Origin of the sequence: Streptomyces sp. NPDC046197 (genome assembly GCF_040646295.1) — a bacterium.
In the GTDB taxonomy this organism is placed as follows: Bacteria; Actinomycetota; Actinomycetes; order Streptomycetales; family Streptomycetaceae; genus Streptomyces.
Window position 1 is genome coordinate 83,835 of sequence record NZ_JBEYZY010000006.1, and the last position, 14,917, is coordinate 98,751.

At 73.6% G+C, this 14,917-nt stretch carries 15 protein-coding genes; 9 read left to right on the forward strand and 6 right to left on the reverse strand.

Going from position 1 to position 14,917, the window contains the following annotated elements:
• Window positions 1-16 precede the first annotated feature (16 nt).
• On the forward strand, window positions 17-979 hold the full coding sequence (locus AB0A61_RS10700) for a LysR family transcriptional regulator (RefSeq protein ID WP_361289385.1): 963 nt from the start codon (window positions 17-19) through the stop codon (window positions 977-979).
• 43 nt (window positions 980-1,022) lie between these two features.
• Here AB0A61_RS10700 and AB0A61_RS10705 read toward each other — a convergent pair whose 3' ends face one another.
• Window positions 1,023-1,730 carry a gamma-glutamyl-gamma-aminobutyrate hydrolase family protein gene (locus tag AB0A61_RS10705; protein ID WP_361289388.1) on the reverse strand — a complete coding sequence of 236 codons (708 nt, stop codon included), beginning with the start codon at window positions 1,728-1,730 and terminating at the stop codon, window positions 1,023-1,025.
• Between the two features lie 152 nt (window positions 1,731-1,882).
• Entirely contained in the window at window positions 1,883-2,629 is a 747-nt protein-coding gene (locus AB0A61_RS10710; protein WP_361289391.1) for an FCD domain-containing protein, read from the reverse strand.
• An 85-nt stretch (window positions 2,630-2,714) separates the two neighbouring features.
• On the opposite strand from AB0A61_RS10710, the gene AB0A61_RS10715 reads away from it, so the two are divergent.
• The 3 genes from AB0A61_RS10715 to AB0A61_RS10725 are packed head-to-tail and all read left to right on the forward strand — an operon-like array spanning window position 2,715 to window position 6,255.
• Entirely contained in the window at window positions 2,715-4,073 is a 1,359-nt protein-coding gene (locus tag AB0A61_RS10715; protein ID WP_361289394.1) for a glutamine synthetase family protein, read from the forward strand.
• An 11-nt stretch (window positions 4,074-4,084) separates the two neighbouring features.
• Window positions 4,085-5,467 (forward strand): aldehyde dehydrogenase family protein, encoded by a 1,383-nt coding sequence (locus AB0A61_RS10720; protein ID WP_361289397.1) that lies wholly within the window; start codon window positions 4,085-4,087, stop codon window positions 5,465-5,467.
• Entirely contained in the window at window positions 5,464-6,255 is a 792-nt protein-coding gene (locus AB0A61_RS10725; protein WP_361289400.1) for a 3-oxoacyl-ACP reductase, read from the forward strand. Before AB0A61_RS10720 ends, AB0A61_RS10725 begins: the two co-directional genes overlap by 4 nt.
• A gap of 45 nt (window positions 6,256-6,300) precedes the next feature.
• Here AB0A61_RS10725 and AB0A61_RS10730 read toward each other — a convergent pair whose 3' ends face one another.
• Together AB0A61_RS10730 and AB0A61_RS10735 are read right to left on the reverse strand one after the other, a co-directional pair.
• A complete protein-coding gene (locus AB0A61_RS10730; RefSeq protein ID WP_361289403.1) occupies window positions 6,301-7,503 on the reverse strand; it encodes an amino acid deaminase/aldolase in 1,203 nt (400 codons plus the stop codon).
• A gap of 498 nt (window positions 7,504-8,001) precedes the next feature.
• Complete coding sequence (locus AB0A61_RS10735; RefSeq protein ID WP_361289406.1) at window positions 8,002-8,172, reverse strand: hypothetical protein; 171 nt, start codon at window positions 8,170-8,172, stop codon at window positions 8,002-8,004.
• A 934-nt stretch (window positions 8,173-9,106) separates the two neighbouring features.
• On the opposite strand from AB0A61_RS10735, the gene AB0A61_RS10740 reads away from it, so the two are divergent.
• Both AB0A61_RS10740 and mycP read left to right on the forward strand, forming a co-directional pair.
• A complete protein-coding gene (locus AB0A61_RS10740) occupies window positions 9,107-9,958 on the forward strand; it encodes a hypothetical protein (protein ID WP_361289408.1) in 852 nt (283 codons plus the stop codon).
• Window positions 9,959-9,978: 20 nt separating this feature from the next.
• Window positions 9,979-11,241 carry a type VII secretion-associated serine protease mycosin gene (gene mycP / locus AB0A61_RS10745; protein WP_361290011.1) on the forward strand — a complete coding sequence of 421 codons (1,263 nt, stop codon included), beginning with the start codon at window positions 9,979-9,981 and terminating at the stop codon, window positions 11,239-11,241.
• An 82-nt stretch (window positions 11,242-11,323) separates the two neighbouring features.
• On the opposite strand, the gene AB0A61_RS10750 is transcribed toward mycP, so the two are convergent.
• On the reverse strand, window positions 11,324-12,112 hold the full coding sequence (locus tag AB0A61_RS10750) for a serine hydrolase (RefSeq protein WP_361289411.1): 789 nt from the start codon (window positions 12,110-12,112) through the stop codon (window positions 11,324-11,326).
• 305 nt (window positions 12,113-12,417) lie between these two features.
• Between AB0A61_RS10750 and AB0A61_RS10755 the strand changes: the two genes are divergently transcribed.
• The gene (locus AB0A61_RS10755) at window positions 12,418-13,149 is read left to right on the forward strand and encodes an SseB family protein (protein WP_361289414.1); all 732 of its coding nucleotides are present in this window, start codon (window positions 12,418-12,420) and stop codon (window positions 13,147-13,149) included.
• A 1-nt stretch (window position 13,150) separates the two neighbouring features.
• On the opposite strand, the gene AB0A61_RS10760 is transcribed toward AB0A61_RS10755, so the two are convergent.
• Window positions 13,151-13,528, reverse strand: a complete 378-nt coding sequence (locus AB0A61_RS10760; RefSeq protein ID WP_361289417.1) for a DUF1844 domain-containing protein — start codon at window positions 13,526-13,528, stop codon at window positions 13,151-13,153.
• Window positions 13,529-13,930: 402 nt separating this feature from the next.
• Between AB0A61_RS10760 and infC the strand changes: the two genes are divergently transcribed.
• Window positions 13,931-14,587, forward strand: a complete 657-nt coding sequence (gene infC, locus AB0A61_RS10765; protein WP_361290015.1) for a translation initiation factor IF-3 — start codon at window positions 13,931-13,933, stop codon at window positions 14,585-14,587.
• Window positions 14,588-14,698: 111 nt separating this feature from the next.
• A complete protein-coding gene (rpmI, locus tag AB0A61_RS10770) occupies window positions 14,699-14,893 on the forward strand; it encodes a 50S ribosomal protein L35 (protein ID WP_007829094.1) in 195 nt (64 codons plus the stop codon).
• Window positions 14,894-14,917: the final 24 nt, after the last annotated feature.

Genomic DNA, 14,917 nt, shown 5'->3' on the forward strand with positions numbered 1-14,917 from the left:
GGCATAAGCTGGATTTATGAGACGGCAGGATGAGAGCGGAGAAGAGCGCCATGTGACGCGCTCGCTGGCGCACCGGGTGCCGGATCTGGGCGCCCTGGAGCTGCTGCTGGCGGTGGCCCGGCTGGGCAGCCTCGGCGCCGCGGCCCGGGAGCTCGGCATCACGCAGCCGGCCGCCAGCAGCCGGATCCGCTCGATGGAGCGGCAGCTGGGGGTGGCGCTGGTGGACCGCTCGCCGCGCGGCTCGCGGCTGACGGACACCGGTGCCCTGGTGACCGACTGGGCGCGTCGGGTCGTGGAGGCGGCGGAGGCGTTCGACGCCGGAGCGCAGGCGCTGCGGGACCGGCGGGACTCGCGGCTGCGGGTGGCGGCGAGCATGACGATCGCGGAGTACCTGCTGCCCGGGTGGCTGATCGCGCTGCGCGCGCGACGGCCGGACACGGCGGTCTCGCTGCTCGCCGGGAACTCGGCGGCGGTCGCGGAGCGGCTGCTCGGAGACGAGGCGGACCTCGGCTTCGTCGAGGGGGTGTCAGTGCCGTCCGGGCTGGACTCCGCCGTGATCGCCCGCGACCGCCTGATCGTGGTCACCGCGCCGGGCCATCCCTGGGCGCGCCGCCGTCGCCCGCTGGCGGCGGACGAACTGGCGGCGACCCCGCTGATCCTGCGGGAGAAGGGCTCCGGGACGCGTCAGGTCCTGGACGCCGCACTCGGCGGTCTGGCCCGGCCGCTGATCGAACTGTCCTCGACGACGGCGGTCAAGGCGTCGGCGGTGAGCGGGGCCGGCCCCGCGGTGCTGAGCGAACTGGCGGTGGGCGAGGAGCTCGCCCTGCGGCGGCTGGTGAGCATCCCGGTGGACGGCGCCGTGCTCAAACGCGACCTGCGGGCGGTCTGGCCGGCCGGTCACCGCCCGGTCGGCCCGGCGCGCGACCTGCTCGCCCTCACCCGTTCCCTGCCCACTCACCCACCTGTTCCGGCGGGCTGACCGTGGTGCCGCGGGTGGCCGGGAGCGCGCGGCGCGGCCGCGGTCAGGAACCGGCACGGGGGCGGCCGGCGGCGGCCGCCCCGACCAGCCCCCGCATCACCCGCAGGTCCTCGGCCATCTCCGGATGCCACTGGACGCCGAGCACCCAGGCGGCGGTCGGCACCTCGACGGCCTCCACCGTGCCGTCCGCCGCGTGCGCCGAGACGACCAGGCCCTCGCCGAGGCGCTCGACCGCCTGGTGGTGGTAGGTCGGTACGGTCGTCTCGTCCGGCACGAGCCCGGCGTAGAGCGTGCCCGGAACCGGCTTCACCGGGTGCCCGCCGAACACACCGACCACCTCGGCGTGCCCGGGCAGGTGCTGGACGAGGGTGCCGCCGAGGGCGACGTTCAGCAGCTGCATGCCCCGGCAGATGCCGAGCAGCGGCACGTCGGCGGCCAGGGCGGCGTCGATCAGGGCGAGCTCCCATGCGTCCCGGGCCGGGGCGGGCGGGCCCGTACGCGGGTCGCGCTGCGCGCCGTAGCGGACCGGTTCGACGTCCGGGCCGCCCGCGATCACCAGTCCGTCGAGGCGGCCCACGGTCGCCGCGGCCTGCTCCGGCTCGTCCGGCGGCAGCATCGCGGCGAGTCCGCCCGCCCGCTGCACCAGCCTCGGATAGCCGGCCGGCAGCAGCGCCGCATCCAGCTCCCACACCCCCCAGCGCGCGCCGGTCTCCAGATACGTACTGATGCCGATCAGCGGTCGTCCGGTCACTCGTCCCTCCCCGGCCTGCAATGGTGTACGAACATACCTTTACGTCCGGTCGGCCGGGACGGCAACCCCTGCCCCGGGTGGCCGCCCGCGCCGCACGCCGGCCCCGGCCGGTCGCTCGCACCTGGCGCCGGCCCCGGCGGGCCGCCCGCGCCTCACGCCAGGAAGCCCCTCAGCAGGGCCGCCGTTCCCGCGCAGTGCTCCCGCATCATCTCCCGGGCGCCGTCGGCGTCCCCGTCGAGGACCGCCTCCACCAGTGCGATGTGCTGGCGCTGCGAGTGCTCCAGGTTCCGTACGAGCAGCGGGATGCAGTCGAGCAGATCGTTCACCGTGGCCCGGACCGCCGCGTACTGCGCGGTCAGCGTCGGCGAGCCGCACAGCTCCGCCAGGGTCAGGTGGAGCATCGTGTCCAGGCGCCGGTAGTCGGCCAGCGGGGCGTCGTGCGTGCGGTCCAGTGCCTCCCGCAGCCGGGCCGCCTGTTCGCCGGTCAGCCCGTACGCCGCGCACAGGCCCGCCGCGCCGACCTCCAGCACTTCGCGAAAGCGCAGCACGTCCTCGATGTCGACCGAGGCGATCCGGCGCCGCAGCTCGTCCTCGCCGCCCGCGTCCGTGCGGGGCAGCACGAACGTGCCGCCGTAGCGACCGCGCCGCGACTCGACCAGCCCCTGGTCCTGCAGCACCTTCAGCACCTCGCGCAGCGTCACCCGGCTGATCCCCAGCCGTTCCGCGAGCACCCGCTCGGCCGGCAGCCGTTCGCCGCCCGGCACCAGACCGAGCCGGACGACCTGCAGGATCTGCTCCAGCGCCTCCTCGAAGCCGTTGCCGGCCCGCACCGGCCGCAACACCGGCGTGAGGCGGTCGTCCAGCCGCCCCGGGCCCGCGCCGGGATCCGTCTGCGACATTCGGCCGCACCCCCTTCCCAAGCAATGGTTCTCGGCAATACCTTATGGCTCCCGGCTGACCGAAGTAGCCGAAGGAGGCTCTCCCGTGGCAGACCGCACACCCCCGCTCAGTGTCGAGGAGCTGCACGCCCTCGTCGCAAGCGGTGAGATCGACACTGTCGTCCTCGCCTTCCCCGACATGCAAGGGCGTCTCCAGGGCAAGCGGTTCGCCGCCCGCTTCTTCCTCGACGAGGTGCTCCACCACGGCACCGAGGGCTGCAACTACCTGCTCGCCGTCGACGCCGAGATGAACACCGTCGACGGCTACGCCATGTCCTCGTGGGACCGCGGCTACGGCGACTTCGCCATGCACCCGGACCTGGCCACGCTGCGCCGCATCCCCTGGCACCCGGGCACCGCCATGGTCGTCGCCGACCTCGCCCTGACCGACGGCTCGCCGGTCCCCGCCGCCCCCCGCCAGATCCTGCGCCGCCAGCTGGAGCGCCTCGCCGAACTCGGCCTCACCGCCCAGGTCGGCACCGAGCTGGAGTTCATCGTCTTCAAGGACACCTACGAACAGGCCTGGGACGCGAACTACCGGGGGCTGACCCCGGCCAACCAGTACAACATCGACTACTCCGTCCTCGGCACCGGCCGTATCGAACCCCTGCTGCGCCGCATCCGCAACGAGATGGCCGGGGCCGGCCTCACCGTCGAGTCCGCCAAGGGCGAGTGCAACCCCGGCCAGCACGAGATCGCCTTCCGCTACGACGAGGCCCTGGTCACCTGCGACCAGCACGCGATCTACAAGACCGGCGCCAAGGAGATCGCCGCCCAGGCGGGCGTGTCCCTGACCTTCATGGCCAAGTACAACGAGCGCGAGGGCAATTCCTGCCACATCCACCTCTCGCTCACCGACGCCGACGGCAACAACGCCATGGCCGGTCCCGAGGGGATGTCGCAGACCATGCGGCACTTCCTCGCCGGACAGCTCGCCGCGCTCCGCGAGTTCTCCCTCCTCTACGCGCCCCACATCAACTCCTACAAGCGGTTCCAGCCCGGCTCCTTCGCCCCGACCGCCGTCGCCTGGGGTCACGACAACCGCACCTGCGCCCTCCGCGTGGTCGGGCACGGCCGTTCGCTGCGCTTCGAGAACCGGCTGCCCGGCGGCGACGTCAACCCGTACCTCGCGGTCGCCGGGCTGGTGGCGGCCGGCCTGTACGGCGTCGAACAGCAGCTGGAGCTGCCCGAGCCCTGCCCCGGCAACGCCTACACGGCCGACTTCGCACACGTGCCGACCACGCTCCGCGAGGCCGCCGAGCTCTGGGAGAACAGCGCGATCGCCAAGGCCGCCTTCGGTGACGAGGTCGTCGCGCACTACCGGAACATGGCGCGCGTCGAGCTCGACGCCTTCGACGCCGCGGTCACCGACTGGGAGCTGCGCCGCTCCTTCGAACGCATGTGAGAGGTCCTGTCTTGTCCGACCAGTCCGCACCCCAGGTCCTCAGCGTCCTCAACCCCGCCACCGAGGAGGTCGTCGCCACCGTTCCCGCCGCCGACGCGGCCGACGTGGCCCGCGCCGTCGCCCGTGCGGCGGGCGCCCAGCGGGCGTGGGCGGCCGCGGCTCCCGCCGACCGGGCCCGACTGCTGCGCCGCTTCGCCGACGTCGTCGACGCCCATGTCGAGGAACTGGCACAGCTGGAGGTCCGTGAGGCCGGCCACCTCCTCGGCAACGCCCGCTGGGAGGCCGGCAACGCCCGCGACCTGCTGCTCTACGCGGCCGGCGGCGCCGAACGCCTCCTCGGCCGGCAGATTCCCGTGACGGGCGGCTGGGACGTCACCTTCCAGGAGCCCCTCGGGGTGGTGGGCGTGATCGCCCCCTGGAACTTCCCGATGCCCATCGCCGCCTGGGGCTCCTTCCCCGCCCTCGCCGCGGGCAACGCCGTCGTCCTCAAGCCCGCCGAGACCACCCCGCTCACCGCGCTCCGCCTGGCCGAACTCGCCCTGGAGGCGGGCCTGCCCGAGCACCTCTTCCAGGTGATGCCCGGGTACGGCGCGGTCGCAGGCCGCGCGCTCGTCGACCACCCCGACGTGGCCAAGATCGTGTTCACCGGCTCCACCCGCACCGGCCGCGAGGTCATGGAGCGCTGCGCCCGGCAGGTCAAGCCGGTCACCCTCGAACTCGGCGGCAAGAGCCCGAACATCGTCTTCGCCGACGCCGACCTGAAGTCCGCCGTCGACCCCTTCTCCTTCCTGGACAACTCCGGCCAGGACTGCTGCGCCCGCACCCGGATCCTCGTCCAGAAGTCCGTCTACGACGAGGTCCACGAGCTGCTCGCCGACGCCCTGTCGGCCGTGGTGGTGGGCGACCCCGCCGACGAGAAGACACAGATGGGGCCGCTGATCTCCCGTCAGCAACTGGACCGGGTACGGTCGTTCGTGCCCGACGAGGCCCGGGCGCTGCGGGGCAGCGCGCCCGACGGGCCCGGCTTCTGGTTCGCGCCGACCGTGCTCACGGGGGAGCGGCCCGACTCCGAGGCGGCTCGCGAGGAGATCTTCGGCCCGGTCGCCGTGCTCCTGCCGTTCACCGACGAGGAGGACGCGATCCGCCTCGCCAACGACACCCCGTACGGCCTGGCAGGCTCCCTGTGGACCCGGGACCTGGGCCGCGCGCTGCGCGTCTCCCGTGCCGTCCGCGCGGGCAACCTGTCCGTCAACTCCCACTCCAGCGTCCGCTACTGGACCCCGTTCGGCGGGTTCAAACAGTCCGGGCTCGGCCGCGAACTGGGCCCGGACGCCCTGACCGCCTTCACCGAAACCAAGAACGTCTTCATCAGCACGGAGGGCCCCGCACAGTGACCGCAGAGACTCCCGACACCATCTGCCGCCGCCTGGTCGGCCGTACCGCCGTCATCACCGGAGCCGGCAGCGGCATCGGCCTCGCCACCGCCCGCCGACTCGCCTCCGAGGGAGCCCGCGTCGTCTGCGGCGACGTGGACGAGACCCGCGGCAAGGCCGCCGCCGACGAGGTCGGCGGGATCTTCGTGAAGGTCGACGTCACCGATCCCGAGCAGGTCGAGGCCCTCTTCAAGACGGCCTTCGACACCTACGGCAGCGTCGACATCGCCTTCAACAACGCCGGTATCTCCCCGCCCGACGACGACTCCATCCTGGAGACCGGCCTGGAGGCCTGGAAGCGCGTCCAGGAGGTCAACCTCACCTCCGTCTACCTGTGCTGCAAGGCCGCCATCCCCTACATGCGCCGCCGGGGCAGGGGCTCCATCATCAACACCGCGTCCTTCGTGGCCCGGATGGGCGCGGCGACCTCGCAGATCTCGTACACCGCCTCCAAGGGCGGTGTGCTGGCCATGTCCCGGGAGCTGGGGGTGCAGTTCGCCCGCGAGGGCATCCGGGTCAACGCCCTGTGCCCGGGGCCGGTCAACACCCCGCTGCTGCAGGAGCTGTTCGCCAAGGATCCCGAGCGTGCCGCCCGCCGCCTGGTCCACATCCCGGTGGGCCGGTTCGCCGAGGCCGAGGAGATCGCCGCCGCGGTCGCCTTCCTCGCCAGCGACGACTCCTCCTTCGTCAACGCCACCGACTTCCTGGTCGACGGGGGAATCGCGGGGGCGTACGTCACGCCCCTGTAGAGACGTACGGAGGGCCGTGGGACGGCAGTGATCGGGGCCGGGCCGTCACAGAAACGTGCGGCCCTCGCCCCGATAGGTCGGCACCGCCGTCGTCACCCGGTCGCCCTCGACCAGGTGCAACACCTCGAACCGCTCGCACAGTTCACCGGCCTTGGCATGGCGGAACCACACCTTGTCGCCGATCAGCAGATCGTCGGCCGCCGAGCCCAGCAGCGGGGTCTGCACCTCACCCGGTCCCTCCTGCGGGTCGTAGCGCAGCCCCTCGGGCAGGTACGGCACCGGCAGCCGGTCCGGCCCGGCCACGCCCGAGGCCGGGTAGCCCCCGCCCAGAACGGTCACGACCCCGACCCCCGGCCGCCGGACGACGGGCAGTGCGAACAGGGCTGCCGGACGGCCGCGGAAGGACGTGTAGTTGTCGAACAGCCGCGGGACGTACAGCCCCGAACCGGCGGCGATCTCGGTGACCGCGTCCTCCGCGGCCGTGTGCTGCACGCTGCCCGTGCCGCCGCCGTTGACGAACTCCAGCCCGGGCGCCACGGCCCGGACCGCCCGCACCGCCGCGGCCCGCCGCTCGGCCAGTTCCCGGCGGGCGGTCGCCTGCATCAGCCGGACCGCTCGCGACCGCAGCGGCCGCCCGGCCACCGCGTCGCCCACACCGGCGATGTGACCCTCGTACGCCATGATCCCCACGAGCCGGAAACCCGGCCGCCGGGTCACCGTACGGGCCATGTCGGCGACCTGGGCGGGGGAGTGCAGCGGGGAGCGGCGCGCGCCGACGCGTACCCGGCCGCCGAGCAGTTTCAGCGCGGTGTCCAACTCCAGGCAGACCCGTACGACTTCCCCTCCGCCCTCGCGCGAGGCGTCGACCAGGTCGAGCTGCGCCGGGTCGTCGATCATCACGGTGACGGCGGCGGCGAGCTTGGGGTCGGCGGCGAGTTCGGCGAAACCGGCACGGTCGGCCGACGGGTAGGCGAGCAGGACGTCGTCGAAGCCGGAGCGTGCGAGCCACAGGGACTCCGCCAGGGTGAACGACATGATGCCCGCGAAGCCGTCCTTCGCGAGGACGCGTTCGAGCAGGGCCCGGCAGCGCACGGACTTGCTGGCGACCCGGACCGGCTTTCCGGCGGCCCGGCGGACGAGGTCGTCCGCGTTGGCGTCGAAGGCGTCCAGGTCCACGATCGCGACGGGGGCGTCGAGATGGGCGGCGGCCCGGTCGTACCGGGCCCGGTCGGCGGCACGCGGAATCATGAACGAAGCCTGCCAGACAGGATTACCGCAGGGTAGAGGGATGTTCCGGGCAGATGCCACGACGGCGTGGACTGGTTCCCGTTCGAGCGGGCGCAGCCCGTAGAGTGACGCGCAGGCATGGCGAAACGATCCCGGCCACCGACTTGAGTCGGGATGGCCGTTCGTTCGTACGGGTATGCGTGCCCGGTGACGGACGAGTCGGCGCGGGCCACGGCAGCGAGAACGGCCTACGCACGGTGAAACGGCCCGGGCACGAGGAAACGGGGGGTGCATGAGCACGGAAGCGCGCCACGCCTCCATCCCCCCGCGACCGGCCGGACCGCCACGCCCGACGACCCCCGACGCCCGTCCCGACGAGCCGGCGGAGTCGAACGGACTTCAGCTGCCGCGGGCGGAGCCGGACGGACATCAGGTTCCGCGGGCGGAGGTCAACGGACTTCGGCTGCCGCGGAAAGAGCCGAGCGGGCATCAGCCCCCGCGGGCAGAGTGGGACGGACATCAGCCGCCGCGGGCGGAGGGGACGGCCTCCGACGCCGTCGGCGAGGTGTACCGGGCGGCGGCGGACACGCCGGTGCGCAGACGGCCGTGGGACTTCCGCCGCCCTGGACTGCGCGGCACCGACCCCATGGCCCCGCCTCCGCCGCCGGCCTCGGCCCGCTTCCCGGACACGCCACCGAGCGCAGGACGTCAGACGCCGGGGCAGAGCGTGCGCACCGGCGGGCCCGGTGGTGTACCACCCCGTCCGGCACACCGGCCGACGGTACCGCCCCGACGCCCCGACGCCCCGACCGAAAGTCCGTCGGAGACGACGACCCGCCTGCGCCCGGTCCGTCCGGGCGCCGACGCCATGACGGGCGACCCGGCCAACGGAACCGGCGCGCCCGCCGCACCGGCACCCCGACCGGGCGGCGGCACTGTGTCGGGTGGCCCGGGCATGCGGCCGGGTGGCGGTGCCGAGGCTGGTGCACCTGGGACCCGGGCGGGTGGTGGCGCTGTGTCGGGTGGCCCGGGCATGCGGCCGGGTGGCGGTGCCGAGGCTGGTGCACCTGGGACCCGGGCGGGTGGCGGCGCTGTGTCGGGTGGTTCTGGCACGCGTTCGGGTGGTGACACCTCGGCTGTCGCGCCCCCGCCCGCGCCCCGACCGGGTGGCGGCGCCTGGACGGGCGGTCCCGGCATGCGTTCGGGTGGCGAGGCCGGTGCGGGCGGCCTCGGCACGGCGCCGGGTGGCGATGCCACGGCTGCCGCGCCCGCGCCCCGGCCGGGCGGCGGCGCCACGACGGGCGCCCCCGGCACGCGTTCGGGCGGCGGCGCCATGATGAGCACCCCCGGCACACGGCCGGGCGGCCACCCCGTGACTGCCGCACCCGGCACCCGGTCGGGCTCCCGCCCCGGGACCGTGGGGGATCGGCCCGGGGCTGCGGGCGGGTCACCGGGTCCGGCCGCGGCGCACTGGAACGCCGGGCCCGCCGAACCGCGCCGCCTCCGGCCCTCCGGCCTGCACCCGACTCCGCCCAGCACCCGACCCGGCACCCCACTCGGGCCGGCAACCCCCGCCGGTTCCACCTCCGTGGCGCCCGATCCGTCGTTCTCGTGGAGCGCTCCCATGGCGCCGGGCGCGAGCCTCGGTGCGGCGCGGCCCGTGGTGGCGTTCGGGGAGCCCGAGGGGTACGACGAGCGGGGGCGCGGACGGGCGCTCGGCATCCGGGTACGGCCACGGACCGCCGCCGCGGCCGCGTGCGTCGTGCTCGGCCTCGGACTCATCGGCGGCGCCGTGACCGGGAGCTGGCTCACCGGGGACCCGGGCGAGGGCGGCCCGGCAGGCACCTTCACCACCGCCGCGGACCTGTGGCACAACGTCCCCGTCGACCAGCTCTTCCCGCCCACCCTGCAGGGCCGCGGAGCCGGACCGGGCGGCGCCGACCGCACCTGGACCCGCGTCGCCGTCGCCCCGGACAGCGGCTGCGCCGGTGCCTTCGACCCGCTGCTGGCCAAGGTCCTCTCCCCGGTCGGCTGCGCGCGTCTGCTGCGCGCCACCTACACGGACGCCACCCAGAGCTACGTCACCACCGTAGGTCTCCTGTTCAGCAAGGCCGACGCCACCGCCATGAGCGCCCTCGCCGCCCGCTTCAAGGGCCAGGGCCTGGACCGGCGCACCGACCTCATGCCCCGCCCGTACGCCGCCAAGGGCACCGTCGCGGCGGCCTTCGGGCCCCAGCAGCGCGCCTCCTGGACGGTCTCCGTCCTCACCGACGCGCCCGTGGTCGTCTACGCGGTCTCCGGCTGGGCGGACGGCCGCACCGTCGACGCCCCGCAGTCCGCCGAGGAGGCGATGCAGACCGGCGCGGCAACGGCCCCGGCCCAGGCCGGCCTGGGCCACGAGGCCCAGGGCCTCGCCGACCGCATCGAGCGGGGCTTTCGCAAGACTGTCAGCCCGGCCACGGAGAAGCCGTCGTGAAAGCCGCCCCGACCGGCCCGATCCGCAGTACGCCGGGAAGCCGCAGGTCCCGCCGGACCGCGGCGTTCAGCCTGCTGCTCGCCGCATCGCTCGCCCTCGTGCCGTCCACCGCCGCGCACGCCGACGGCATCCGGGCCCAGCAGTGGGCGCTCGACGCCATGCACACCCAGCAGGCCTGGCGCGTCACGAAGGGCAAGGGCGTCACCGTCGCCGTCCTGGACACCGGTGTCGAGGCGGACCACCCCGACCTGGCCGGCAACGTCCTGGCCGCAAAGGACATGATCGGCTTCGGAGCGCAGCGCGGCGACCGTACCTGGGCCCGTCACGGCACCGCCATGGCCGGGATCATCGCCGGCCACGGACACGGCCCCGGCGACGCCGACGGGATCATGGGCATCGCCCCCGAGGCGAAGATCCTTCCGGTGCGGGTGATCCTGGAGGACGCCGACTCCGCCCGTGCCCGGGCCCGCACCACCCGCGGCAACGCCCTCGCCGACGGCATCCGCTGGGCCGCCGACCACGGCGCCGACGTCATAAACCTGTCGCTCGGCGACGACTCGGACTCCGCGCACCCCGAACCGGCCGAGGACGAGGCCGTCCAGTACGCGTTGAAGAAGGGCGTCGTGGTCGTCGCCTCCGCGGGCAACGGCGGTGACAAGGGCGACCACATCTCCTACCCGGCCGCCTACCCTGGAGTGATCGCCGCCACCGCCGTCGACCGCTACGGCACCCGTGCCTCCTTCTCCACCCGCCGCTGGTACGCCACCGTCAGCGCGCCCGGCGTCGACATCGTGATCGCCGACCCGGACCACCGGTACTACGAGGGCTGGGGCACGAGCGCGGCCTCGGCCTTCGTCTCGGGCGCCGTCGCGTTGATCAAGGCGGCTCACCCGCGGCTGACCCCGGCCCAGATCAAGAAGCTCCTGGAGGACACGGCCCGCGACGCCCCGGTCGGCGGCCGTGACGACTCGCGCGGCTTCGGCTCCATCGACCTGGTGGCCGCCCTGAAGGCCGCCGACCGTCTCAAACCGCAGGGCCTGCACGCTGCGGCGTACGGCGACCGGTACTTCGGGCCCGGACCCGACACCGCCGGGGCCGACGACGGCGCCTCGGGCTGGGCGGGCCTCCTCGCGGGCAGCGTCGGAGGCCTCCTGCTGGTCGCGGCGGTCGCGCTGTGGCGGGGCCGCCGGGAAGGGTGGTGGCGGGGCCGCCGGGAAGGGTGGTGGCGGGGCCGCCGGGAAGGGTGGTGGCAAGGCCGCCGCGAAGGCCACGGCGGCTTCTAGGCCTGTCCGGCGGATCATGCCGCAGGCGCGCGGGCTGGTGCGATGCCGTCACTTCCCTGCGGCCTGATCCGCCGTACAGGCCCTACCCCCGGTCGGACGCGGACGCCTCCGCCTCCGCCGCGGGCGTCGTGGCGTCCGTGAGCACCGACACGGCCGCCCGTGCCGCCGCCTCGACCAGCAAGATCCCCTGCTCCTTGGTCGTGTGGCCGTTCGACAGCACGGCCACCAGGCAGGTGTCGCCGCCGGCCGTCACGCGCCCGATGCTGTTGACGTCCCACAACCCGGTCGTGCTGCGCGGCAGCCAGCCGTTCTTCAGGGCCCACGCGGAGCCGTCGGCCGCGGCCGACACACCCCAGTCCTGGTCCTCGGCGATCTGTCCCATCAGCCCCTGGAGATACGACCGCGAAGCCCCGCTGAGCTCCGAGTCGTCCCCGAACACCTGCTTGAGCAGCATCAGTTGGTCCGCGGCCGTGGTCTGCGTCAGCCCCCACAGCGTGCCGTCGCCGCCGACGGTGGCCGTCAGCCCGAAGCGCCTGTTCGCCGCGTTCAGCCCGTCCGCCCCGCCGATGATCCGCCACAGCGCGGACGCCGAGTCGTTGTCACTGTTCCCGATCATCGCGGCGGCGTAGGTCCTTTCCTGCGCGGTCAGGTGTCTGCCCGCGTCCTGCGCCTGGAGCAGCAGCGTCGCGAGGATGTCGGCCTTGACGATGCTCGCCGTGTCGAACGTGCCGTCGCCGTACCCGGCACTCTCCCCGGAGTCCAGGTCGAGGGCCGCCACGGACACGGCCGCCTCCTCCGCCACGGCCACCGAACTCATCGCCGTGGCCAGCAGTGCCGTCCGGTCCGTCGTCGGCTCCGTCACCGCCTCCATCGATGCCTCCCCGCTCGCCGCATTCGCCGTCGCCGCTGCCGAGGACGACGGCGTCGCCGACGACGATACGGCGGCGGAACCGGAGTGCGCCCGCGCCTTGACGTACGCTCCCGGCCGCAGACGAGGGCGGCGTGCAGCAAGGACAAGGACTGGGACTCCGAGAAAGCCGTGAAGGCCAATGAACGCCGTGAAGGCCTGAGCAACAGTGAACTCGGGAACTCCGTGAACGCGGTGACCCCGTGTCCCCCCCCGGTGTTCAGGGCCCGCACAGCGCCGCCGCCATCCCCCCGATAGGGTCGGGGACCGTGGCGAACAAGAACATTCCCGACCCCCTCTTCTCCGACGACGACGGCTCCGCCGACCCCCGGCTGAGCGCGGCGCTCGCCGCCTGGGCCGAGGACCACGGGGCCGTGGGTCCCGTCCTGGAGGCGCTCAAGGGTGCCCGGCTGCTCGTCCCCGTCGTGGCCGTGCTGGGCGAGGTGGAGGAGGACGAGAACGGGCTGCGCCGCGAGAAGACCAGCGAGATGGCCGTACCGACCCTGAAGGCCGGTCACCGCACCGCCCTGCCCGCCTTCACCTCCACCGACGCCCTGGCCCGCTGGGACCCGGCGGCCCGGCCCGTCGCCGTACCCCTGCACCAGGCCCTGGAGGCCGCCGCGCACGAGAAGGCGGACACGGTGGTGCTGGACATGTCGGGACCGGTGCCGTTCGAGCTGACCGGGCCCGCGCTGCTGGCCCTGGCGGAGGGGCGTACGACGGCCGATCCGCTGGCCGACCCGGCCGTGCGGGAGGCCGTGCGCGGCGCCGTGGCCGCCGAGCCGGCCGTGCTGCGCGCCCACCTGGGCCCGGGACAGGCCGACGGCACCCTGGCCCTCGCCCTCGATCCCGCCGCGGACCCCGCCGGGGCGGCCCGGGCCGTCGCCGGGCGGCTGGCCGCCAGCGAGACGCTGAGGGCCCGCCTGGTAAGCGGCCTCGACCTGGCGGTGCTGCCGGCCGAGGCCACGCCTCCGGGCGAGCCCCTGTACGTGAAGGAGTAGGTCAGCCGTAGACCGGCCCGGTGTACTTCTCGCCCGGGCCCTGGCCCGCCTCGTCCGGGACGACCGATGCCTCGCGGAACGCCAGCTGCAGCGACTTCAGGCCGTCGCGCAGCGGTGCCGCGTGGAAGGAGCTGATCTCGGTCGCGCTCGCGTCCAGCAGACCGGCGAGGGCGTGCACCAGCTTGCGGGCCTCGTCCAGGTCCTTGTACTTGTCGCCCTCCTCGCTCAGCCCGAGCTTCACGGCGGCGGCGCTCATCAGGTTGACGGCGACCGTCACGATCACCTCGACCGCGGGGACCTCCGCGATGTCGCGGGCCATGGCGTCGAAGTCGGGGCTGCCGGGGGTCTCGGGGGTGTCCGAGGGGGAGGTCTCACTCATGCCCCTCACGATAGGGCCCGGTGAGTGCCCCCTTGACGGCAGGAGGCGGAGGACGCCGGATTAGCGCACCACCCGGCGAGGTGCTAACCTTGTGTGACGACCGGCCGGACGCGCATGCCCCCGAGGCACACGGGCCCGGCCCACAAGTGGAGGCTTTCGAACTCCCACCTTGCCGCTCTTGAGGGCGGCGGGTCACCGGTCAGGCGGTTCCCGTCCCCAACGAGGCGGCGACCCGCCCGAAAGTGCGCCCCGCGGTCACCGCGACGGTTGCTCCGGTAGTTCGAGGAGCCCCGCCTGTGATCGGCCGGGGCATTTTTTCTGCTTCGGCGCGGTTAGGTCTCACGAAAACAGACGTACGCGGCTGTCCGCCAGACCGTCGCGTGGTGCTACCGAGGAGGATCCATCAGCGCCGAGCCCCGCATCAACGACCGGATTCGCGTTCCCGAGGTGCGACTTGTCGGTCCCAGTGGCGAGCAGGTGGGCATCGTCCCCCTGGCCAAGGCACTGGAGCTTGCGCAGGAGTACGACCTGGACCTGGTCGAGGTCGCGGCGAACGCCCGTCCGCCCGTGTGCAAGCTCATGGACTACGGGAAGTTCAAGTACGAGTCGGCCATGAAGGCCCGTGAGGCGCGCAAGAACCAGGCGCACACGGTCATCAAGGAGATGAAGCTCCGGCCGAAGATCGACCCGCACGACTATGACACCAAGAAGGGTCACGTCGTCCGGTTCCTCAAGCAGGGCGACAAGGTCAAGATCACGATCATGTTCCGTGGCCGCGAGCAGTCCCGCCCCGAGCTGGGCTACCGACTGCTGCAGCGTCTCGCGGAGGACGTCCAGGACCTCGGTTTCGTCGAGTCGAACCCGAAGCAGGACGGCCGAAACATGATCATGGTTCTCGGTCCGCACAAGAAGAAGACCGAGGCGATGGCCGAGGCCAGGCAGGCGCAGGAAGCCCGCAAGGCGGACGCGAAGGCCAACCCCGGTCGGTCGCAGAACGCGGCCGAGGTCGAGGCCGAGGTCGACGTCGAGGCGCCGTCCGAGGAGCCTGCCGAGGCGTGATCCCGGGGGACGCGAGTCCCCATGATGTAACCGATACAAGTCCGACGCTCCGCCGTGCCCGGTTTTCGCGACCGGGCATCGGAGCGCCACCGACGAGGAGAGAACGGCGCTATGCCGAAGAACAAGTCGCACAGCGGTGCCAGCAAGCGCTTCAAGGTCACCGGCTCCGGCAAGGTGCTCCGCGAGCGCGCCGGCAAGCGCCACCTGCTCGAGCACAAGTCGTCCCGTCTGACGCGTCGCCTCACCGGCAACGCCGAGATGGCCCCGGGCGACGCCAAGAAGATCAAGAAGCTTCTCGGCAAGTGACGCGGCGGCGCCTGATCCTCCGAT